We start from the raw sequence: 19,309 nt of genomic DNA, 5'->3' as shown, positions 1-19,309 counted from the left end.
CGCGGTCCTTTCCGTTCACTCGACCGTGACGCTCTTGGCGAGGTTTCTCGGCTGGTCGACATCGGTGCCCTTGAGCACTGCCACGTGATAGGCAAGCAACTGGACCGGGATGGCGTAGACGAGCGGGGCGATGAGCGGGTGGACCGCCGGCATCTCGATCGTCGCCATGGCGCCCTCGCCTGCCTCGGCAATGCCTTGCGCGTCGCTGATGAGGACGATCTTGCCGCCGCGGGCGCGGACCTCCTGCATGTTGCTGACGGTCTTCTCGAACAAAGGCCCCGAAGGCGCGAGAACGATCACCGGGACCTGGTCGTCGATCAGCGCGATCGGCCCGTGCTTCATCTCGCCCGCGGCATAGCCTTCGGCGTGGATGTAGCTGATTTCCTTGAGCTTCAGCGCGCCTTCCAGCGCCATCGGATAATCGGGACCACGGCCGAGATAGAGGACGTCGCGCGCCGGCACGATCAGCGGGGCCATCGCCTTGATGTCCTCGTCATGGTCGATGGCGCGGGTCATGGCCTCGGGCGCCTCGGCGAGATGGGCGACGATCTCGCGCTCTTCCTCGGCCGTGATCCGGCCCTTGGCGCGGGCGAGATTGACCGCGAGCGCCGCAAGGACGGCGAGCTGGCAGGTGAAGGCCTTGGTCGAAGCCACCCCGATCTCGGGACCGGCGCGGGTCGGCAGGAGAAGGTCGGCCTCGCGCGCCATCGAGCTGGTCGGCACGTTCACCACGACCGCGATCTTCTGGCCGCATTCGCGGGCGTGGCGCAGCGCGGCGAGCGTGTCGGCGGTCTCGCCCGACTGGCTGATGAAGAGGGCGAGGCCGCCGTCCTCGAGGATCGGGTCGCGATAGCGGAATTCGGATGCGACATCGATGTCGACCGGCACGCGGGCGAAGCGCTCGATCCAATATTTGCCGACCATGCCGGCGTAGAAGCTGGTTCCACAGGCGACCATGGTCACGCGCTCGACCGAGGCGAAGTCGAAGTCGGTGGCGGGAATGGCGACCTCGCCGTCGAAGGCGCGGACATAGCTCTGCAAGGTCTGCGCGACGACCACCGGCTGCTCGAAGATTTCCTTGCGCATGAAGTGCGCGTGATTGCCCTTGGAGATGGTCTCGGCCGAGGCGTCGCTGTCGACCTTGGCGCGTGTCACCGGCTGATTGGCGCGGTCGAAGATGCGGACCTCGTCGCGCTTCACCACGACCCAGTCGCCTTCCTCGAGATAGGCGATGCGCTGCGTCCAGGGGGCAAGCGCGATGGCGTCCGAGCCGAGGTAATTCTCGCCCTCGCCGAAGCCGACGGTGAGCGGCGCGCCCATGCGCGCGCCGATCACGAGATCGGGGAAATCGCGGAACAGGAAAGCCATGGCGAAGGCGCCGTGTAGACGCGGAAGAACCGTGGCGACGGCCTCCTCGGGGCTCGCGCCGCGCTCGATCTCGCGGGCGACGAGGTGCGCGACGACCTCGCTGTCCGTCTCCGAGAGGATGGTACGGCCCTCGGCGAGCAGTTCCTCGCGGAGCGGCTTGAAATTCTCGATGATACCGTTGTGGACGAGCGCGACCGGCCCGGCGATGTGCGGATGGGCATTGCCCTCGGTCGGGGCGCCGTGGGTCGCCCAGCGGGTGTGGGCGATGCCGACGTCGCCGCCGAGCGGATCCTCCGCGAGGCGCTGGGCGAGATTGTCGAGCTTGCCCTCGGCGCGGCGGCGGTCGAAGTCGCCATCGACCACGGTGCAGATGCCCGCGCTGTCATAGCCCCGATATTCGAGCCGCTTCAGCCCTTCGAAGAGGCGCGTGGAAACGAGGTCCTTGCCGACGATCGCGACGATTCCGCACATGACTTACTTCTGACCTTTCTTGGCGCTCTGGCGCTCGCGGAACCGGGTGGCCCAGCCGGATAATTGCTTCTGGTCGGCGCGGGTAACGCCCAGCGCCTCGGCCTCGACGTCGCGGGTGACGACCGAGCCGGCGCCGACGATGGCCCCGGCCCCCACGGTAACCGGCGCGACCAGTGAACTGTTCGAGCCGATGAAGGCGCCCTCGCCGATCCGGGTCGGATATTTGAAGAAGCCGTCGTAATTGCAGGTGATGGTGCCGGCGCCGATATTGGCCTTCGCGCCGACCTCCGCATCGCCGATGTAGCTGAGGTGATTGGCCTTGGCCCCGGCCCCGAGGCGCGCCTTCTTCACCTCGACGAAATTGCCGACCTTGCTCTTCTCGCCAAGCTCCGCGCCCGGGCGCAGGCGGGCATAGGGGCCGACTTCGGCGCCCTTGCCGACTGCCGCGCCCTCGAGGTGCGAGAAGGCGCGGATGGTGGCGCCGTCGGCGATCGAGACGCCGGGCCCGAAGAAGACGCTCGGCTCGACGAGCACATCGCGGCCGAGCTTCGTGTCATGGCTGAACCAGGTGGTGGCGGGATCGAGCAGGGTCGCGCCTTCGGCCATGGCGCGGGCGCGGCGGCGGCCCTGCCATTGGGCCTCGACCGCGGACAATTCGGCGCGGCTGTTGATCCCGGCGGTCTGCCAGGCGTCGCACTCGACCATCACCGAGCGGCGGCCTTCGCGCTCGGCGACCATGACGATGTCGGGGAGGTAATATTCGCCCGCGGCATTGTCGTTGCCGACCGCGGCGAGCCAGCGGAACAGGTCGGACGAGCGGGCGGCGAGCATGCCGCTGTTGCACAGGCGGACGGCGCGTTCGGCGTCGCTCGCGTCCTTATACTCGACCATCCGGTCGATGACGTCGCCTTCGCCAAGGATGACCCGACCATAGGCGCCGGGATCGGCGGGCGTGGACGCAAGCACGACGACCCCGGGCTGGTCGGCGGCAGCGAGACGCTGCGCCATGCCGGTGAGCGTCGCTGCCTCGACCAGGGGCGTGTCGCCATAGAGGACGAGGACGTCGCCCTCGAACCCTTCGAGCGCCGCGGCGGCCTGGGCGACCGCATGGCCGGTCCCCTTCTGCTCGGCCTGGACGGCGATGGCGAGATTGCGGTCCGCGACCGCCGCCTCGATCTGCTCGCGGCCCTTGCCGACGACCAGCACCGTCCGCTCGGCGCCGATGCCGGCGACCGTGTCGAGCAGGTGGAGCAGCATCGGGCGACCGGCGAGCGGGTGCAGCACCTTGTGCAGGTCGGAGGCCATGCGGGTGCCCTGCCCGGCAGCGAGGATGACGACGGCAAGCGAATTCATGGTCGCGGGCTCTGGCACGGGCTCGGGAAAAGCGAAAGGGCTTCCGCCCCTGCCGGGATCGGAAGCCCTTTTCTGTTGGTCAAAGGCAGACGCGATCAGCTCTTGCTGCTGTCGCCGCCCGAGTTTCCGCCGCCGGTCGGCTTGCGGCCACCGCGGGACGCGGAGCTGCCCGAACGGCTGGTCGAGCGCGAACGCGTCGCCGCGCCGGCGCGGCTGGCGGCGCTGCGCTTGGCCGAGCTGGCCGCCGACTTGGCGGCACCGGCGGCGCCGGTCGCCTTGGCGGTGCCCGACGAGCGGCTCGAGGCCGAGCGGCCGGTACCGGTCGCCTTCTCCTTGGCGGCCGAGGCGCGCTGGCTGGCGCTGCGCTTGGCGGTGCTGGCCGACGAACGGGCCGACGAGCCGCTGCTCTTGCTCGACGATGAGGACGAACCCGACGCGGTCGACGACCCGCCGAGGACCTTCTGCGCCGCATCGGCGACGGCGTCGGCGATCAGCGAGCCGAGGCGGCTGACGCTGGCGGCCATCGAGCTTGCGGCATTGCTGGCGGTGTCGGCGGCATCGGCGCCCGCGTCGCGGATCTTGCGGCGGACCGACGGGCTGGCGCTGATCGCGGCGGCCGCGGCGGCAAGACCGGCGGCGAGCATTTCCTTGCTCATCGCGGCCTTGGCCAGCTTGTCGAGCGTGTCGTTCAGCGGGCTGTCGTCGTCGGATGCATTGGCGCCGGTCGATTGCGATCCGGTGCTGCTGGAGCCTGCGCTGTCCTGGCTGGTGAAGGAGCTGTTGCCCCCGTTGTTGTTCGACTTCGAGGTCTTGGCTCGTGCCACGATATCGTCTCCCCGTTGAAAGGCGTTTTCGACAAGACGATGCAGCCGCGCAACGGTTCCGCTTGTCAAGGATGCCAGAGACGTAAAAGGGACCGTCGCCTCAGCAGCGACGGCCCCTTCGACATGGTCAGCGGCCGGAGAGCTCCAGCCCGGGAGACCATCGGCGGGTGGCTAGACCCGCGGCTCCCGAACGAACTTCACCGACCTCTCTGCTGAACCATGAGACATCGGATCACCTCCTTTCGCTGCGTTGTTGGCAAGGCCGAGAATGCGCGAAGCGGAGGAACGTTCAAGTCTTGAAATGCGGTCTAGCTTCGGCAATCCTCGATGGCTCGCGCCGGCTCCGGCGCCGAGCGCAGCACCAGCGGCATCGTCCCCTGCGCATCGAACCATAAACGCCCCCGGCTGAACGCGACCGCATCGAGCAAGGGGTCATTCGCAAGCAGGCTGTTGCCGACCGGAAGAAGCCGGTCGCCGGTCGTCGTCGCGACGCGAATCGGGATGGTCGACAGCGCACCGGTGCGGACGATGCTGACCCGCCGTGTCGAGCGGGTGCAGCGAATGGTGAGCTGGGCTCCCCGCGAATCGGAGAAGATCGCCTCGCTCGAATCGGCCATGGTCCGCCAAGTCCAGGCGCCGGCGGTTAGCGGGCGGGTCCGCCAGTCGGCGGGTGCGGCAGGGGCAAGGGTCGCGGCCTGAAGCGCCGCGCTCAGCAACAGGATCATCATCTCAGCCAGCGAGCTTGTCGACCTTGGCGCGAAGCGCGTCGAGCTCGGCCTTCAGCGCCGACACTTCGTCGTCGCCGCCGGCCGGTTTCGCCGTGGGGGCGGCCGGGCTGACAGTCCCGGCGAAGGCCTTCGCGCCCTGCTCGAACAGGGCCATCTGGCGCTTGGCGAGGTCGGCGAAGAGATTGCTTCCAAACGCGTCCTTGAACGCCGCCTGGTTCTTGGAAAAGTTTGCCATCGCGGCATCGAGATATTGCGGGACCATGGTCTGCATCGAATTGCCGTAGAGCGCGATCAGCTGGCGAAGGAAGCTCGCGGGCAGCATGGTTGCGCCGCCCCGTGCCTCTTCCTCGACGATGATCTGGGTCAGCGCCTGATGGGTGATGTCCTCGCCGGTCTTGGCATCGACCACCACGAAGTCGCGACCCTCGCGGATCATCTGGGCCAGCCGGTCGAGCGTGACATAGGTCGAGCTCTCCGTGTCGTAGAGCCGGCGGTTGGCATATTTCTTGATCGTGACCTTGTGGGGAGCGGCATTCATCGGGCAGTCCTCGAAAGCGTGGGTCAGGACCTAGCACCGCCGTTCGCCGCACCGCAACAAACGCGCGGTCCCCGACCCTTGCCGCTGTTCCTCGCGCATCTTCGCGCGGCGGCCTTGCGCGATCCTGAACTGGGCCGGGCGGCGCTCGAGGGGCTTAGCCGCTACCAGTCGGTGCGCGACGTGCCGGCGCCGCGGACGCGGCCGATCCTCCACCGGCGAGAGGGCGCTGCGCTGCGCGACTGCGGCGGCACGGGCGAGCCGGTCGTGCTTGTGCCGTCGCTCATCAATCCGCCGCACATCCTCGATCTCGACGCGGGCAGTTCGCTGGCCGATGCGCTGGCGGCGCGAGGAAACCGCGTCCTGCTGCTCGACTGGGGCGAGGCGCGCCATCGCCGCGGGCTCGACCTCGACGGCCATGTCGAGCAACTGCTCTTGCCCCTGCTCGCCGAGGCGGGGGCACGGCTGCTGGTCGGCTATTGCCTCGGCGGGACGCTCGCGCTGCGGGCGGCGGCGCTCGCACCCGCGGTGCGCGGGGTCGCGACCATCGCCTCGCCATGGCGCTTCGATGCCTATCCGGCTGAGGCGCGCGCGGGCCTGCTGTCCGCCTGGGCGGCGAGCCGGTCGGCGTCGGCAAGCCTCGGTTTTTGCCCGATGGAAGTGCTGCAGACCGCCTTCTGGCAGATCGATCCCGGCCGCGTGGTCGCCAAATATGCGGCCTTCGCGACGCTTGCCGAAGGAAGCCCCGAGCAGCGCCGGTTCGTGATGCTCGAGGACTGGGCCAACATGGGCGAGCCCCTGCCCCTCCCCGCCGCGGCCCAGCTGGTCGAGCGGCTGTTCGGGGACGGCGCCCAAGGCTTCGGACCGCTGCCCGGCTGCCATCTCCTCCATTTCACGGCGGCCAACGACCGGATCGCGCCGGCCGCAACCGGCGCCCCGGGCGAACAGCGTCACTGCCCCACGGGGCATGTCGGCATGGTCATTGGGCGCGACGCGCCGCGACTTCTGCAGGCGCCGCTGCTGTCATGGCTTGAAGGGCTGCGCGAGCGCGGCTAGGGCGAGCGCCACGCACCCGTAGCTCAGCTGGATAGAGCGCTGCCCTCCGAAGGCAGAGGCCACAGGTTCGAATCCTGTCGGGTGCGCCACTTCCCCAACATACTCGAGCCTACGGCCCCTCGCTCAGCGGACGCCCAGTTCGCGCAGCAGATGCTCCTGGCCATAGGCATGGCGCAGGGCCGCGGTGATGGCGGTCGTCGTCACCAGCACGCTGCGGTTGAGATTGGGATCGTAGCCGTAGGCGTTGCGCTGGGTGAGCACGGTCGAATCGAAATTCGCGCCGATGATTTCGCCCTTGGCATTGATCGCGGGCGAGCCCGACGAGCCGCCGATCGTATCGGTCGAGGCGGCCACGTCGAGGATCGTGCCCGGGGCGATCCGATCCTTCGCCGCCAGCAGGCGCGGCGCGACGTCGAACGGCTCGGCCCCGGTCGCGCGATTCCACAGGCCGCCGAAGGTGGTCGCGAACGGCACGGTCCTCCCCTGGTGGGTCCAGCCCTTGAGGCGGCCATAGGTCAGGCGCAGGGTGCCGGTGGCATCGGGATAGACGCTGGTGCCGTAGACGGCGAAGCGGGCCTTCGCGAGCGCTTCGCTGGCGCGGTCGGTCGGGGCCTGGACCTTGGCTTCATAGTCGCTGCGGGTGGCGCGGGTGACGTCCTGGATCTGCAGGAGGAAGCGGATCAGCGGATCGTCCGAGGCCTGGATCGCGGGAAGACCGCCAGCCCAGAGCGCCTTGCGCACCGCCGGATCGCCGAGCTTCGTGCCGCGGGCAAGCCGGGCCGCGAGCTGCTCGGGCGATTCCTTGCCGAGCAACGGCGCGATGCGGGGATCGTCGACGGTCAGGATCTCGCGCACCTTCGACAGCCACCAGGCAAGCTGGACCTCGTCGAGCGCCGGGTAGGTCGGGCGTTCGGCGAACAGGCTGTTCTCGACCCCCGACAGACGCGCGTCGCCATATTCGGCGAGCCGGTCGGCATTGGGCTTGGTCTTCTCCTGCGCGCCGCGGACGAGATCCTCGGCCCAGTTGTAGAGCTGCGAACCGCCGCCGGCGCGAGCCTCAAGCATGTAATAGCCGGGATAGAGGCGGATGACCTCGTCCTGGAGCGCGGCGAGGTCGCGCCACGGATCGCCGATCGCCTGGGTGAGTGCAGCGTCGCCTTGCGCGCGGGCGCGGAAGTCGGCTTCCTGGCGCGCGCGCTCGGCCATGAAGCGAGCGTCGATCAGCGCCTGCTGGCGGCCGAAGCCGCGCTTGTAGACATTCTCGATCGAGGAAATGGCCTGGCCGGCGATGAACGCATTCTGCGCATTCTCGTGGCTGAAGCGGAGCAGGCGGCCGCGAAGCTCGCTGTTCACCAGCTGCTCGAGCGGCAGGATGACGTCGGCGACGGTGCGGAGCTGGGCCTGGGTCAGGAGGCGCTGGGTGGCGCCGGGGCTGCCCGACAGGAACACAGGCTGGTTCTCGACCGGCGGAGCGGCATTCCACTTGAGGTAGCCCGGCGTCTTCACCGGCGCATCCTTGTCGTAGATGCGCAGGAAGGACGCATCGACGGCGAAGCGCGGGAAGCTGAAATTGTCGAGATCGCCGCCGAAGGCCGAAGCGCGATGCTCGGGCGCGAAGGCGAGGCGGACGTCGGCGTAGCGGCGATAGGTGTAGAGCTTGAACTGGCCGCCCCGGTAGAGGGTGACGACCTGGCAGCGGCGCGTCACGTCCTTGCCGCAGGCCTCGGCCTCGATCCGTCCGGCCTCGGCATCCCGGGCCTTGGTGAAGGCTTCGCCCGACAGCCCCTGCCCCGCCGCCTGCATCCGGGCGGAGACGTCGGTGATGTCGGTCAGCACTTCGGCGGTCATGCCGGGGCAGCGCTTCTCCTCGGCGCGGCTGGCGGGCGTGAAGCCGGTCTGGACGTAGTTGCGCTCCGGCGTCGAGAGGTCCTCGACGCAGCGCGAGGCGACATGCTCGTTGGTGAGGATGAGGCCATCGGGCGAGACCAGTCCGCCCGAGGCGCCGCCGATGCGGACCGAGGCGAGCCGGACCTTGTCGAGCCACTTCTGGTCGATCTTCGTGCCGAGGTCGCGATTGGCGGCGGCGACCGGGAAATTGTCGAACGTCCACATGCCTTCCTCGGCATGAGCGATCGTCGGCAAGCAGAGGGTCGAGGCGAGCAGGAGGCGGGACAGACGCAAGGCTTCACTCCGGATGGGGAGTGCGCGTGGTAGCACAGGCAAGGGCCTTCACAAGGCGCGCGGCGCCGTTCGCGCTCAGCTGTCGGTCACTTCCTCGCCGGGAATGGGCGTGTCGGTGTCGAGCGCCTCGCGGACGTAGAGGCGCTTCACCAGCACGTAGATGACGACGGTGAGCGGGGCGGCGAAGATGATCCCGAGCGGCCCGAACAACGTGCCCATCGCCAGCAGCGAGAAGAGCAGGATCGCCCCGGGCAAATCGACCGCCCACTGCTGGAGCAGCGGCGAGAAGACGTAACCTTCGAGCTGCTGGACCACGAAATAGACGGCGAGGACCTTGAGCGCGAGCGTGGGGTCGCTGGCGGCGGCGATCAGCACGGCCGGCACCGCGGCAAGGATCGGGCCGATGAAGGGGATGAATTCGAGCAGCGCGGCGAGCAGGCCGAAGGCGAGCGCGCTCGGCATGCCGACGATCCACAGGCCGATGCCGGTCGCGATGCCGACCACGGCCATGGTGATGAGCTGCGCCTTGAGCCACAAGCGGAGCGCCTTGCCGGTATCCTCCACGGCGTCGCCGACGAGGTCACGGCGCGCCGGGGGAACGAGCTTCAGCGCGCCGGTGCGGTAGAAGCGCGGGCTGGCGGCGAGGAAGATTCCGCCGACGACGATCAGCAATGCGTCGGCGAGGCCCCCGCCAAGCGACATGGCGAATTGCCCGGCGCTGGCGGCGAGGCCGCTGCCCGATCCCCCTTTGGTGAACTGTTCGAGCTGGCCGTCGAGCCCGAAGCCCGCGAGGCGCTGCTGGAGCGCGGCCCAGGCCTTAGGCAAGGCCGCGCGGATTTCCTCGGCCTGGTCGACCAGCTGCGCGCCGAACAGGGCAAAGCCGACGCCGAGGATCGCGACGACGGTGAGGACCGACAGCAACAGCGCCACGCCATTCGGCAGGCGGAGCTTCTCGAACTGCTTGGCGAGGCTCTGGAAGAGGGTCGCGATGACGATGGCGCCGAACACCATCAGCACCACTTCACGAAGCTGCCAGGTCAGGTAGGCGAGCCCGACAAGCGCGATGACGATGAGCGTCCGCCGAACGAACTGGGAGTCGTCGCGCGACGTCGGGGAGGTGCTGTCCATGACGCGAGAACGGCGACCGGTGGCCGCCGTTCCGTTACGATGATGAAATCATTTCGCCTGACGCGTGGTCAGTCAGCGCTGCCCGGCTCGTTCATCTTGCGTCCTTGCTGCGCCGAGACGCTTTCGGGGAGAACCCCGGCAGCCAGCACCTGCGCCTTGTTCAGAAGGCCGTGGACGACCGCATGCTCGCCCTTCTTCATCGCCTCCCAGCCGGTCTTCGCGACATCGGCGGGATCGGCCTTCTTCGAGGCACCGACCTTGGTATCCTCCATGTCGGCACGGGCGAAGAATTCGGTCTCGGTCGCGCCGGGCTTGAGACAAGTGACGGTCACGCCCGTGTCCTTCAGCTCGTTGCCGAGCGCGGCCGCGAAGCTGTCCACGAACGCCTTGGAGGCATGGTAGACAGCCTGGAAAGCTGCCGGCACGTGGCCCGCGATCGACCCGGTGATGAGAATCCTGCCCTCGCCGCGCGCGGCCATCGCCTTGGCGATCGGCTGGATCAGCAGCAGGGTCCCAGTGATGTTGGTATCGATGACGTGACGCCATTCGTCGGGGCTCTGCTCGAGGAAGCCGTGGCCGAGGCCATGGCCGGCGTTGGCGACCAGCACGTCGACCGTTCGACCGCCAATCGCATCGAGCAGCTGGCGAACGCCGCTTTCGGACGACAGGTCGGTCTCGATCGAAGCGATCACCCCGCCCTGGTCGCGAAGGCTGGCGCCCGCGTCGACCTGCGGGGTGTCGCTGGCGACGATCAGTTCGTAGCCCTCGGCCAGCGCCAGCCTGGCGATTTCGAGACCGATCCCCGACGAGGCGCCGGTGATGACGGCGAGTTTGTCTACCATGTTCCTGTTGCTCCTCAGACCGGTTCGGCGACGCGCGCGGGGGCGTGGCCTTCGGCATAGCGATCCATGCCCGGCTTCAGCACGATCTTGGTGTATTGATCCTGCTCGTCATGCCAGTGGCGGTACATTTCCGCGGCCTTGCTGAGTGGCTCGCGGTGCGAGATCAGGAAGGTCGTGTCGAGCTCGCCCTGCTCGATCAGCTTGAGCAGCCTGCCGGTATATTTCTGCATGTGGGTCTGGCCGGTCTTCACCGTCAGGCCCTTTTCCATCAGCTGGCCGAGCGGGAACTTGTCGGCGAAGCCGCCATAAACGCCGGGGACCGAGACCCGGCCGCCCTTGCGGCAGGCGATGATCGCCTGGCGGAGCGCATGGGGCCGCTCGGTCCCGAGCAGCATGTGCGCCTTCACCGTGTCGGCGATATTGTCGATCGCGAGGCCATGGCTTTCCATGCCGACGCAGTCGATCACCGCGTCGGGACCGATTCCGCCGGTCATCTCCTTCAGCGCCTCGAGCACCTCGACTTCGCTATAGTCGAGGATGTCGGCGCCCATCTGCTTGGCGAGCTGGAGCCGGCGCGGATAATGGTCGATCGCGATGACCCGGTGCGCGCCGAGCTTGAAGGCGCTCTGGATGGCGAACAGGCCGACCGGGCCGCAGCCCCAGACGGCGACGGTGTCGCCTTCCTCGATGTCGGCATTCTCCGCCGCCTGCCAGCCGGTCGGGAGGATGTCCGACAGGAACAGCACCTTGTCGTCGTCGATATGGTCGGGGATGACGATCGGGCCGACGTCGCTGAACGGCACGCGGACATATTCGGCCTGGCCCCCGGCATAGCCGCCGGTGAGGTGCGCATAGCCGAAGGCCGCGCCCATGGCGTGACCCATCAGCGTCTCGGACGCGTCGCTGGTCTCGGCCGGGTTGCTGTTGTCGCAGGCGCTGAACTGCTGCTTCTTGCAGAAGAAGCAATCGCCGCAGCTGATGGTGAAGGGAACGACGACGCGCTGCCCCTTCTTGAGCGTCGACTTGGCGCCGGTCTCGACGACTTCGCCCATGAATTCATGGCCGAGGACGTCGCCCGCCCGGAGGGTCGGGATATAGGCATCGTAGAGGTGGAGATCCGAGCCGCAGATGGCGGTCGAGGTCACCTTGATGATGGCGTCGCGCGGATTGACGATCTCGGGATCGGGGACCGATTCCACGCGGACGTCGTGGCGGCCTTGCCAGGTAAGGGCCTTCATGCGGAATTCTCCTAGATGCGGGGCTCGGTCGGGCTTTCGCTCTTGCGGCCCGACGGGGACGCGTTGACCGGGACTTCGCCGGTTTCCATCAGCTGCTTGAAACGCCTCAGGTCGCGGCGCGCCTGGACGTTGGGCTCGCGCTGCATGACCTTGGCGACGAGGCGGCCGAGGCTGCCCGCGGGCGGCGTGTAGCGGATCAGCAGCCGGACGTAGGTGCCGCGGCCCGGCGGGGCGGCGGCGAATTCGACCCGGCCTTCGGTCTCAACCTGACTGTCGGGCTCGCTGACCCAGGCGATCGTCTTGTTCGGGACATCCTCGGCGATGCGGGTGACGAGCTTGACCGTCGCGCCGCCCGGGGCCTCGATCGTCCATTCCGATCGCTTGTCGTCGAGCTTCCGAATCTCACGGACATTGTCCATGAATTCGGGGAATCGCTCGAAGGCCCGCCAGAAGGCATAGAGTTCGCTCGCGGGCTTGCCGATCGTCACCGTCCGCCCGACTAGGGCACGGCCGGGTTCCTGGTTCTGCGCCTGCTTCAGCGCCTTGCCGCGAAGCACGTGATCGGGCGCGTCGCTGATCTTCGGACCCGTCCAGTCCTCGTCGTCATTGCGTGCCTTGGCGAAGAAGAAGGCGGCGGCGCCCGCGGTGGCGAGGCCAAGGCCGAGGCCGATCAACGTCCGATTGCTGGTGCCGTCCCGATCGGGATTCCTGTCGCGCCGCGCGGCCTCGCGGCTGGCGGCGGATTTGTCTTGCTTGTGCTGGACCATCTGTCCTCCTGTCCGGCCACCCAACGAGCCGGACAGGGGGGCGTTCCTGTCGTTACGCCTGCGGCGCGGGCCAACTCTCGAGGATGGCGACGAAGCGGCTGAGCCAGGCGTTGGTCTGATGGCCGTCGATCACGCGATGGTCGATGGTGAGCGTGACATAGGCCATCGGGCGGATCGCGATGACGTCGTTTCCGTCGACGTCGAGCACCACCACGCGCTTCTGGAGCTTGCCGATCCCGAGGATCGCGGCCTGGCCGGCGTGGAGGATGATCGGGGACGCGAGGAGCGAGCCCGAGACGCCGTGGTTCGAAATGGTGAAGCTGCCGCCCGCGACGTCCGCGCGCTCGAGCTTGCCAGCGCGGGCGCGGGCGGTGAGGTCGTCGAGCCGCGCGCCAATCTCCTCGAGACCAAGGCTGCCGCAATCGCGGACCACGGGCACGACCAGTCCCTTGTCGCCGAGCGCGGTGCCGACGCCGATGTCGACCGTCGGCGAGACGATAATCCGGTCGTCGGCCCAGCGTCCGTTGACCGCCGGCGCCACCGCCATCGCCTCGGCCGCGGCCTTGAGGAAGTAGGCGGTATAGCTGAGCTTGATACCGCGCGCGGCGAGCGCCTTCTTGTGTGCGGTGATCGCGGTGAAGTCGGCTTCGAACAGGGCCGTGACATGCGGCGCATCTGCAACGGCCTTGACCATATTGTCGGCAATGGCGCGGCGCATCCGGTCGTGCGGAATGTCCTGCCAGTTGGCTTCGGCGACGCGCGGCTGCGCGATGGCCTTGGGCTCCCCATCGACATGGCTGACGGTCGCGGTTTCGACCGCGCGATCGACGTCTTCGCGGGTGATGCGCCCGTTGCGACCGGTGCCCGTGATGCGGGCGGGGTCGAGGTCGTGCTGAAGAAGCGCGCGGCGGACCGAGGGGGAGAGACGGGTTTCGGCGTTGCCTTGAAGCTCGTTCGCGCTGAGCGAAGTCGAAGCACGTTCGCGCGGCGGCCCTTCGACTACGCGCTCCGCGCTCCGCTCAGGACCAACGATGTCGTTGGAGTGGGTCTCCGCATCGATCCGGCCGAGCAACGCCCCCGGCATCGCTTCGGCGTCGGTGCCAAGCAGGATCTCCGCCAGCACCCCGGCCGCCGGCGCGGGCACTTCCTGGGTGACCTTGTCGGTCTCGAGCTCGACCAGGGGATCGTTCAGCGCGACCGTGTCGCCGGGTTGCTTGAGCCAGGCGCGGACGACTGCCTTGGTGCCTTCCTGTTCGTCGGGAACGCGGACATCGATCATCGCTTAGAAGCCCACCAGTCGGTCGATCTCGGCCCGGATCCGTTCGACGCTCGGGACCGCGGCCTCGAGCAGAGCCGGATGATGCGGGCTCGGGATGTCGGGCATGGTCACGCGGGCAATTGGCGCGTCGAGGTCGAGGAAGGCCTCGTCGGCGACCACCGCGGCGATTTCGGCGCCGAAGCCCGCGGTGCGCAGATCCTCGTGGACGATGAGGCAGCGGCGGGTGCGGGCGACGCTGGCGAGCACCATCTCCCGGTCCCACGGCTGGAGTGTGCGCAAATCGATCACGTCCGCGCTGATCCCCTCGGCCGCCGCTTCGCAGCGCGGGACCATCGCGCCCCAGGTGACGATGGTGATTCTGTCGCCTTGCTTTGTTTTCTTCGCCCGCCCGAACGGCAGGACATAGCCGTCGCCCGGCCACGGCCGCCGCGCCCAGCTGTCGTCGAGCATGGCGCGATGCTCGAAGAAGAGGACGGGATCGTTGCCGCGAAGGCTCATGCGGAGGAGGCCGACGGCATCCTCGGCATTGCTCGGCACCGCGACCAGCCAGCCCGGATTGTGGACGAACTGCACCTCGTTGGTCTGGCTGTGCCAGGGGTCGCCGCACTTGAAGAAGCCGCCGGGCACGCGCAGCACCATCGGCGCGGAAAAGCGGTTGGCGGTGCGCCAGCGCATCGTGCCGGTGTCGTTGATCTGCTCGGTCGCCGGCTCGGCATATTTGCGAAACTGGATTTCGGGCACCGGCAGAAGCCCGCTGAGCGCCATCCCCACCGCGCGGCCGACGATGCCTTCCTCGTTCAGCGAAGTGTCGAACACCCGGGCCACGCCATATTTGTCCTGGAGGCCCAATGTCACCGCATGGACGCCGCCCTTGGGGCCGACATCCTCGCCGAACACGCACATCCTGGGATTGGCGTCCAATTCCTGGTCGAGCACCCGGCGGATCGCGGTCACCATGTTGATCCGCTGGCCCTCGGGCCGCGGCTCGTCATGCGTGCCCTCGAGGCTCAGCCCCGCGCGGCCGCCGACCTCGGCATGGGTGCCCGAGAAGAAGACGTCGTTGGCGACCTCGTCGACCGGCAGCACCGGCCGCGCCTCGGCCTCGGCGCGGGCCTGGCCGACGTCCCAGGCGACCGACTGCTCGAGCTCGCCCCAGCGCTGCTCGCCGATCTGCCGGCCGGCGCAATGGGCCTTGAGCTTGGGCAAGGGATCGCGTGCCCATTCGGCGGCGATCTCGTCCTCGCTCTTGTAGGTCTGCGTGTCCTGGTAGCTGTGCCCCTCGAGCCGCGGCACGGTCAGGCGAAGGAGCGCCGGCCCCTGCCCGCCCCTGACATGGGAGACCGCCGCAGCGACCAGCCGGGCGGCTTCCTCGGGCTCGGTCCCGTCGCCGTTGAAGATCGTCAGGCCCTTGAAGGAGCCAAGGTTGGCGGCAATGTCCTGGCCCGGCGTCTGATAGGTCGAGGGCACGGAAATGCCGTAGCCATTGTCCTCGACGTAGAAGAGCAAGGGCAATGCTTGCGTGGTCGCAATGGTCAGCGCCGACCAGAAGCCCCCGGTCGCGCAGCTCGCGTCGCCGCCGAGGACCAGCGCAATGTTGCCGCGGGCCTCTTCCTTGAGCACCTCGGCCTTGTATTTGACCGCCTGCGCCCAGCCGGCCGCGGGCGTATATTGCGCGCCGACCCCGCCGCACATCGGCAGCGCGTGGGCGCCGCCCGGATTGGGATAGTTGAAGACGACGCCGATATCGCGGCCGCCCGAATAACCGCCCGAGCGGCCCATGCCGGAGCCCAATGCGTCGGCCAGCGGAACGCCCAGCGCGAGCAGCAGCGGACGCGAGCGATAATAGCCGCAGGCGGCATCGCCGTCCTTCAGGCTCAGGCCCAGCAGCACCTGCGCCAGGTCATGCCCGCGTGCGCTGAACTGGTAGAGCACCTGCTTGGCCGGGACGAGTTCCTCTTCCTCCAGCCGGTCAAGCTCGCGGCTGGTGAGGACCAGCCGGGCGACCTCTTCCCAGTCGACGGCGGTGCGAAAGGCAGGTTCCTCGGCGCTCTCGGCGGCTGCGCTGTCGAGCATGGCGGCGTCAGCCATTCAGCGCCTCGACGATCGCCGCGCAGAAAAGGTCGAGCTGATGATCGGCGATCCCGACGAGATTGGCCCGGCCGCTGTCGGCCATGTAGATGGCGTGGGTCTCGCGCAGCGCGCGGACCTGCTCGATCGAGAGCGGGAGCATCGAGAACATGCCCTGCTGGTCGGCGATATAGGCGAGCCGCGGATCGGCCCCGGCGACGCGCTCGCGGACCATGCGGATGCGGGCGTGGATCTCGTCGAGCTCGGCGCGCCAGTCGGCGGCGAGCGCGGGATCGTCGAGCACCGTCCGGACGGTCGCGCCGCCATGGTCGGGCGGCATTGACCAGGCTTCGCGGCTGATCTGGAGGAGATGGGTGAAGGCGAACTTGGCGATCTCGGCGGTCGGCGCCTTGACGAAGAGGCAGCCGACGCGGTCGCGATAGACGCCGAAATTCTTGTCGCAGCTCTGAGAGACGATCACCTCGTCGCAGGTGTCGAGCATCAGCTCGACGCCGAAGCGGTCCTGTTCGAGGCCGCGCCCGAAGCCCTGGTAGGCGAAGTCGATCAGCGGGATGAGCCGCCGCTCCTTCACGATGTCAGCAACGGTGCGCCACTGGTCCTCGGACAGATCGGCGCCCGTCGGATTGTGGCAGCAGCCGTGGAGCAGGACGATGTCGCCCGGCCGCGCCTCGCGGAGCGCCTCGGTCATGGCGGCGAAGTCGATCGCCTTCGCAGTCGGATCATAATGGCGATATTCGACCATCTCGAGCCGGGCGCCGGCGATCATCGGCGGATGGTTGGGCCAGGTCGGGGTCCCGACCAGCACTTTCGCATCGGGATTGGCGGTGGCGAGCAACTTGACCGCAAGGAAGATGGCGCCGCAGCCGCCCGGGGTCTGGAGTCCGACGATCCGGTCGTCGCCGGCATGGCGCCCGAGCACCATCGGCCGGAGCAGCTCGGCGAAGCGCCGGTCACCCGCACCGCCGAGATAGGACTTGCTATGCTGTTCCTCGAGCAGGCGCTTTTCGGCCGCCTTGACCGCGCGCATCACCGGGGTCCGCCCCCTGCCGTCGCGATAGACGCCGACCCCGACGTCGATCTTGTCGGCCCGCGTATCGGCATTGACCATCGCGATCAGCGCCAGCAGCGAGTCGCTGACGAGGGGTGGCAGGTCGGCAAGGCCGCGGCGTTCTGGGCTGGTCAGCATGGGCGGCGATTAGCGCGTCTCAGGCAGCGGGGAAAGCACCGCCTCGCGGGCGATCAGGCGTCGTAGTCGAGCGCGACCCCGTCCCCCTTGGGGACCGACTGGCAGGTGAGGACGTAGCCGGCCGCGATTTCCTCGTCGCTGAGACCGTAGCGCGCCGCCATGCTCACCTCGCCCGCCGTCACCCGCGCCCGGCAGGTGGCGCAGACGCCGGCCTTGCAGGCGAAGGGCGCAGGAAGGCCGGAGGCGCGCGCCGAATCGAGGATGTTGCTGCCGTCGAACTCGACCTTGCGGGTCCGGCCATCGATGGTGACGCTCATGGTGAGGCCCGAGGCGGCCTGCTGCAACTCCGCCATCTCGGCGGCGAGGGCAGCCGAGGGGCGGCCCGCGGTGAAGCGCTCGATGTGGATCCGGGCTTCCTCGGCCCCGGCGCCGAGCAGCGCGGCTTCAGCGGCGTCCATCATCGGACCGGGCCCGCAGATGAAGAAATGGTCGATCTCGGCCACGTCCGGGAGGAAGGCGTCGATGACCGCGTCGCAGGTGTCGCGATCGAGCATCCCGTTCAGAAGCTCGACGTCGCCTTCCTCGTCGCTGAGGAGGTGGAACAGTTCGAACCGGCCGAGATAGCGGTCCTTCAATTCGGCCAGCGCGTCGAGGAAGATGATGCTCGACGCATCGCGGTTGCCGTAGAACAGGGTGAAGCGGCTGCCCGGCTCCTCCGCGAGTGCGGTGCGCGCGAGGCTCATGACGGGGGTGATGCCCGAACCGCCGGCGAATGCGACGTAGCGGCGCGTGGCCGACGCATCGAAGTCGACCGTGAAGCTGCCATGCGGCGGCATCACGTCGAGCGTGTCGCCGGCCTTCAGCTCGCGTGCCACCCAGTTGGAGAAGGCGCCGCCGGCAATCTGCTTCACCGTGACCTTGAGCGCCCCCTCGTGCGGCGCGGTGCAGAGCGAATAGTTGCGCCGCACCTCCTCGCCGCCGATGTCGGCGCGGAGGGTGAGGTGCTGGCCGGCGCGGTAGCGGAAGAGGTCGGCAAGCTCGGGCGGGACCGCAAAGCGGATCGAACGCGCGTCGGCGGTCTCTTCGACGATCTCGGCGACCTCGAGGGCATGGAAATGCTTTTCGCTCACCAGGCGGCGTCCGGATAGGTGCGCGGGAGATATTGCATAATCGCGAGCAGGTGTCCGAGATGCTCGCTGTGGTGGCCGCGGCGGCCGCCAAGGATGGCGCGCTGGTCGGCCGGGACCGGGAGGGTGGCCTCGTTCAGCACTGCGGCGAGGGAAGCGCGATAGTCGGCTTCGAATCCGCGCGGATCGATCGCGATGGAGGAGGCGATCGCTGCTTCCAGTTCCTCGTCGACTTCGAACAGTTCGGGGACGAAGCGCCAGCACCAGTCGAGCCCGTCCTGCGTGCGGACATGGCTCTCCTCGGTCCCGTCGCCGAGGCGGATCACCCATTCGGCGGCGAGCTCGCGGTGATAGGCAAGTTCCTTCACGCCCTTGGCGGCGATCCCGGCGATGGCAGGATCGCTGCTGGCGACGAGGCGCTCGAAGAGCATGTGCTGGAAAGTCGCGAAGAGGAGATGGCGGACCATCGTCCGGGCGAAGTCGCCGTTCGGTTGCTCGACCAGCAGGCAGTTGCGAAAGTCGAGCACGTCTCGCTTGAAGGCGAGTTCGTCGGCATCGCCGGCTTCGCCAAGGAGCAGCGTCGCCTGGCCGACGAGGTCGAGCGCCATGTTGGCGATGCTGAGGTCGACCTCGACCGACGGCGCGTGGCCGGTCCATTCGGACAGGCGCTGGCCGAGGATCAGCGCGTCGTCGCCGAGGCGGAGGCAATAGCCGGCGCGGACCGGGTCGTGCGCGTCGGACGGCGCGTCGAAGGCGCCGGCGGGCTTGATCTGATCGGCGACCGCCTCGTCCTCGGGGCGGATCGGGGGAAGGCTCGGCATCAGATGTGCTTCACCACGTCGGGAATGTCGTAGAAGGTTGGGTGGCGATAGACTTTGTCGGCCGCCGGCTCGAACAGCTCGCCGGCCTGGGCGGGATCGGACGCGATGATGTCGCTCGACTTCACCACCCACAGGCTGACGCCTTCCTGGCGGCGGGTGTAGGTGTCGCGCGCATGGCGCAGCGCCATCTCCGCGTCAGGCGCGTGGACGCTCCCGAAGTGACGGTGCGCAAGCCCGCCCTTGGTGCGAACGAAAACTTCCCAAAGCGGCCAGTCCGACATCACATCCTCCGTCGCCCCGCCTTCGCGGGGCCGACG

General features: G+C 68.5%; 17 protein-coding genes and 1 tRNA gene. 2 read left to right on the top strand and 16 right to left on the bottom strand.

Translation table 11 applies throughout. The annotated features are described in order from the left end of the window. Positions 1 to 15 precede the first annotated feature (15 nt). The 5 genes from glmS to phaR form a co-directional block, all read right to left on the bottom strand. The gene (gene glmS, locus AC4GYU_RS08430; RefSeq protein ID WP_491086438.1) at positions 16 to 1,839 is read right to left on the bottom strand and encodes a glutamine--fructose-6-phosphate transaminase (isomerizing); all 1,824 of its coding nucleotides are present in this window, start codon (positions 1,837 to 1,839) and stop codon (positions 16 to 18) included. 3 nt (positions 1,840 to 1,842) lie between these two features. Beyond that, positions 1,843 to 3,192, bottom strand: a complete 1,350-nt coding sequence (glmU, locus tag AC4GYU_RS08425; protein WP_491086437.1) for a bifunctional UDP-N-acetylglucosamine diphosphorylase/glucosamine-1-phosphate N-acetyltransferase GlmU — start codon at positions 3,190 to 3,192, stop codon at positions 1,843 to 1,845. A gap of 95 nt (positions 3,193 to 3,287) precedes the next feature. After that, positions 3,288 to 4,016: a hypothetical protein gene (locus tag AC4GYU_RS08420; protein WP_491086436.1), complete on the bottom strand. Its 729-nt coding sequence runs from the start codon at positions 4,014 to 4,016 to the stop codon at positions 3,288 to 3,290. 308 nt (positions 4,017 to 4,324) lie between these two features. Then, positions 4,325 to 4,741: a hypothetical protein gene (locus AC4GYU_RS08415; protein ID WP_491086435.1), complete on the bottom strand. Its 417-nt coding sequence runs from the start codon at positions 4,739 to 4,741 to the stop codon at positions 4,325 to 4,327. A gap of 4 nt (positions 4,742 to 4,745) precedes the next feature. Beyond that, entirely contained in the window at positions 4,746 to 5,282 is a 537-nt protein-coding gene (gene phaR, locus AC4GYU_RS08410; protein ID WP_491086434.1) for a polyhydroxyalkanoate synthesis repressor PhaR, read from the bottom strand. Positions 5,283 to 5,360: 78 nt separating this feature from the next. Here phaR and AC4GYU_RS08405 point away from each other — a divergent pair, with 78 nt between their 5' ends. Next, positions 5,361 to 6,335: an alpha/beta fold hydrolase gene (locus AC4GYU_RS08405; protein WP_491086433.1), complete on the top strand. Its 975-nt coding sequence runs from the start codon at positions 5,361 to 5,363 to the stop codon at positions 6,333 to 6,335. Between the two features lie 12 nt (positions 6,336 to 6,347). After that, a tRNA-Arg gene (locus tag AC4GYU_RS08400) sits at positions 6,348 to 6,424 on the top strand. Positions 6,425 to 6,458: 34 nt separating this feature from the next. Here the strand turns inward: AC4GYU_RS08400 and AC4GYU_RS08395 are convergent. The 11 genes from AC4GYU_RS08395 to paaB form a co-directional block, all read right to left on the bottom strand. Then, positions 6,459 to 8,516 carry a S46 family peptidase gene (locus tag AC4GYU_RS08395; RefSeq protein WP_491086432.1) on the bottom strand — a complete coding sequence of 686 codons (2,058 nt, stop codon included), beginning with the start codon at positions 8,514 to 8,516 and terminating at the stop codon, positions 6,459 to 6,461. A gap of 75 nt (positions 8,517 to 8,591) precedes the next feature. Further along, positions 8,592 to 9,644 (bottom strand): AI-2E family transporter, encoded by a 1,053-nt coding sequence (locus tag AC4GYU_RS08390; protein WP_491086431.1) that lies wholly within the window; start codon positions 9,642 to 9,644, stop codon positions 8,592 to 8,594. Positions 9,645 to 9,712: 68 nt separating this feature from the next. After that, positions 9,713 to 10,486: an SDR family NAD(P)-dependent oxidoreductase gene (locus tag AC4GYU_RS08385; RefSeq protein ID WP_491086430.1), complete on the bottom strand. Its 774-nt coding sequence runs from the start codon at positions 10,484 to 10,486 to the stop codon at positions 9,713 to 9,715. Between the two features lie 14 nt (positions 10,487 to 10,500). Beyond that, entirely contained in the window at positions 10,501 to 11,724 is a 1,224-nt protein-coding gene (locus AC4GYU_RS08380) for a zinc-dependent alcohol dehydrogenase (protein WP_491086429.1), read from the bottom strand. A gap of 11 nt (positions 11,725 to 11,735) precedes the next feature. Further along, positions 11,736 to 12,491: an SRPBCC family protein gene (locus AC4GYU_RS08375; RefSeq protein ID WP_491086428.1), complete on the bottom strand. Its 756-nt coding sequence runs from the start codon at positions 12,489 to 12,491 to the stop codon at positions 11,736 to 11,738. A gap of 52 nt (positions 12,492 to 12,543) precedes the next feature. Then, complete coding sequence (locus AC4GYU_RS08370) at positions 12,544 to 13,770, bottom strand: dihydrolipoamide acetyltransferase family protein (protein ID WP_491086427.1); 1,227 nt, start codon at positions 13,768 to 13,770, stop codon at positions 12,544 to 12,546. A 3-nt stretch (positions 13,771 to 13,773) separates the two neighbouring features. Continuing rightward, a complete protein-coding gene (locus tag AC4GYU_RS08365) occupies positions 13,774 to 15,858 on the bottom strand; it encodes a transketolase C-terminal domain-containing protein (RefSeq protein ID WP_491086426.1) in 2,085 nt (694 codons plus the stop codon). Further along, on the bottom strand, positions 15,851 to 17,044 hold the full coding sequence (locus AC4GYU_RS08360) for an amino acid aminotransferase (protein ID WP_491086425.1): 1,194 nt from the start codon (positions 17,042 to 17,044) through the stop codon (positions 15,851 to 15,853). The genes AC4GYU_RS08365 and AC4GYU_RS08360 overlap by 8 nt, the downstream gene beginning before the upstream one ends. A 53-nt stretch (positions 17,045 to 17,097) precedes the next feature. Continuing rightward, entirely contained in the window at positions 17,098 to 18,174 is a 1,077-nt protein-coding gene (locus AC4GYU_RS08355; protein WP_491086424.1) for a 2Fe-2S iron-sulfur cluster-binding protein, read from the bottom strand. Further along, positions 18,171 to 18,992: a 1,2-phenylacetyl-CoA epoxidase subunit PaaC gene (gene paaC / locus AC4GYU_RS08350; RefSeq protein WP_491086423.1), complete on the bottom strand. Its 822-nt coding sequence runs from the start codon at positions 18,990 to 18,992 to the stop codon at positions 18,171 to 18,173. The genes AC4GYU_RS08355 and paaC overlap by 4 nt, the downstream gene beginning before the upstream one ends. Further along, the gene (gene paaB, locus AC4GYU_RS08345) at positions 18,992 to 19,273 is read right to left on the bottom strand and encodes a 1,2-phenylacetyl-CoA epoxidase subunit PaaB (protein WP_491086422.1); all 282 of its coding nucleotides are present in this window, start codon (positions 19,271 to 19,273) and stop codon (positions 18,992 to 18,994) included. The genes paaC and paaB overlap by 1 nt, the downstream gene beginning before the upstream one ends. Positions 19,274 to 19,309: the final 36 nt, after the last annotated feature.

The organism is Sphingomonas sp. SP2, from assembly GCF_058313385.1.
The sequence above is the reverse complement of the archived record's forward strand: the minus strand, read 5'-3'. Positions and strand labels throughout refer to the sequence as shown.

Excerpts from the sequence above, each read along its gene's own strand:
- AC4GYU_RS08390 (WP_491086431.1), bottom strand. The coding sequence starts at position 9,644 with ATGGACAGCACCTCCCCGACGTCGCGCGACGACTCCCAGTTCGTTCGG.
- AC4GYU_RS08370 (WP_491086427.1), bottom strand. The coding sequence starts at position 13,770 with ATGATCGATGTCCGCGTTCCCGACGAACAGGAAGGCACCAAGGCAGTC.
- AC4GYU_RS08380 (WP_491086429.1), bottom strand. The coding sequence starts at position 11,724 with ATGAAGGCCCTTACCTGGCAAGGCCGCCACGACGTCCGCGTGGAATCG.
- AC4GYU_RS08375 (WP_491086428.1), bottom strand. The coding sequence starts at position 12,491 with ATGGTCCAGCACAAGCAAGACAAATCCGCCGCCAGCCGCGAGGCCGCG.
- AC4GYU_RS08365 (WP_491086426.1), bottom strand. The coding sequence starts at position 15,858 with ATGGCTGACGCCGCCATGCTCGACAGCGCAGCCGCCGAGAGCGCCGAG.
- paaB (WP_491086422.1), bottom strand. The coding sequence starts at position 19,273 with ATGTCGGACTGGCCGCTTTGGGAAGTTTTCGTTCGCACCAAGGGCGGG.
- AC4GYU_RS08415 (WP_491086435.1), bottom strand. The coding sequence starts at position 4,741 with ATGATCCTGTTGCTGAGCGCGGCGCTTCAGGCCGCGACCCTTGCCCCT.
- paaC (WP_491086423.1), bottom strand. The coding sequence starts at position 18,992 with ATGCCGAGCCTTCCCCCGATCCGCCCCGAGGACGAGGCGGTCGCCGAT.
- glmU (WP_491086437.1), bottom strand. The coding sequence starts at position 3,192 with ATGAATTCGCTTGCCGTCGTCATCCTCGCTGCCGGGCAGGGCACCCGC.
- phaR (WP_491086434.1), bottom strand. The coding sequence starts at position 5,282 with ATGAATGCCGCTCCCCACAAGGTCACGATCAAGAAATATGCCAACCGC.
- AC4GYU_RS08385 (WP_491086430.1), bottom strand. The coding sequence starts at position 10,486 with ATGGTAGACAAACTCGCCGTCATCACCGGCGCCTCGTCGGGGATCGGT.
- AC4GYU_RS08360 (WP_491086425.1), bottom strand. The coding sequence starts at position 17,044 with ATGCTGACCAGCCCAGAACGCCGCGGCCTTGCCGACCTGCCACCCCTC.
- glmS (WP_491086438.1), bottom strand. The coding sequence starts at position 1,839 with ATGTGCGGAATCGTCGCGATCGTCGGCAAGGACCTCGTTTCCACGCGC.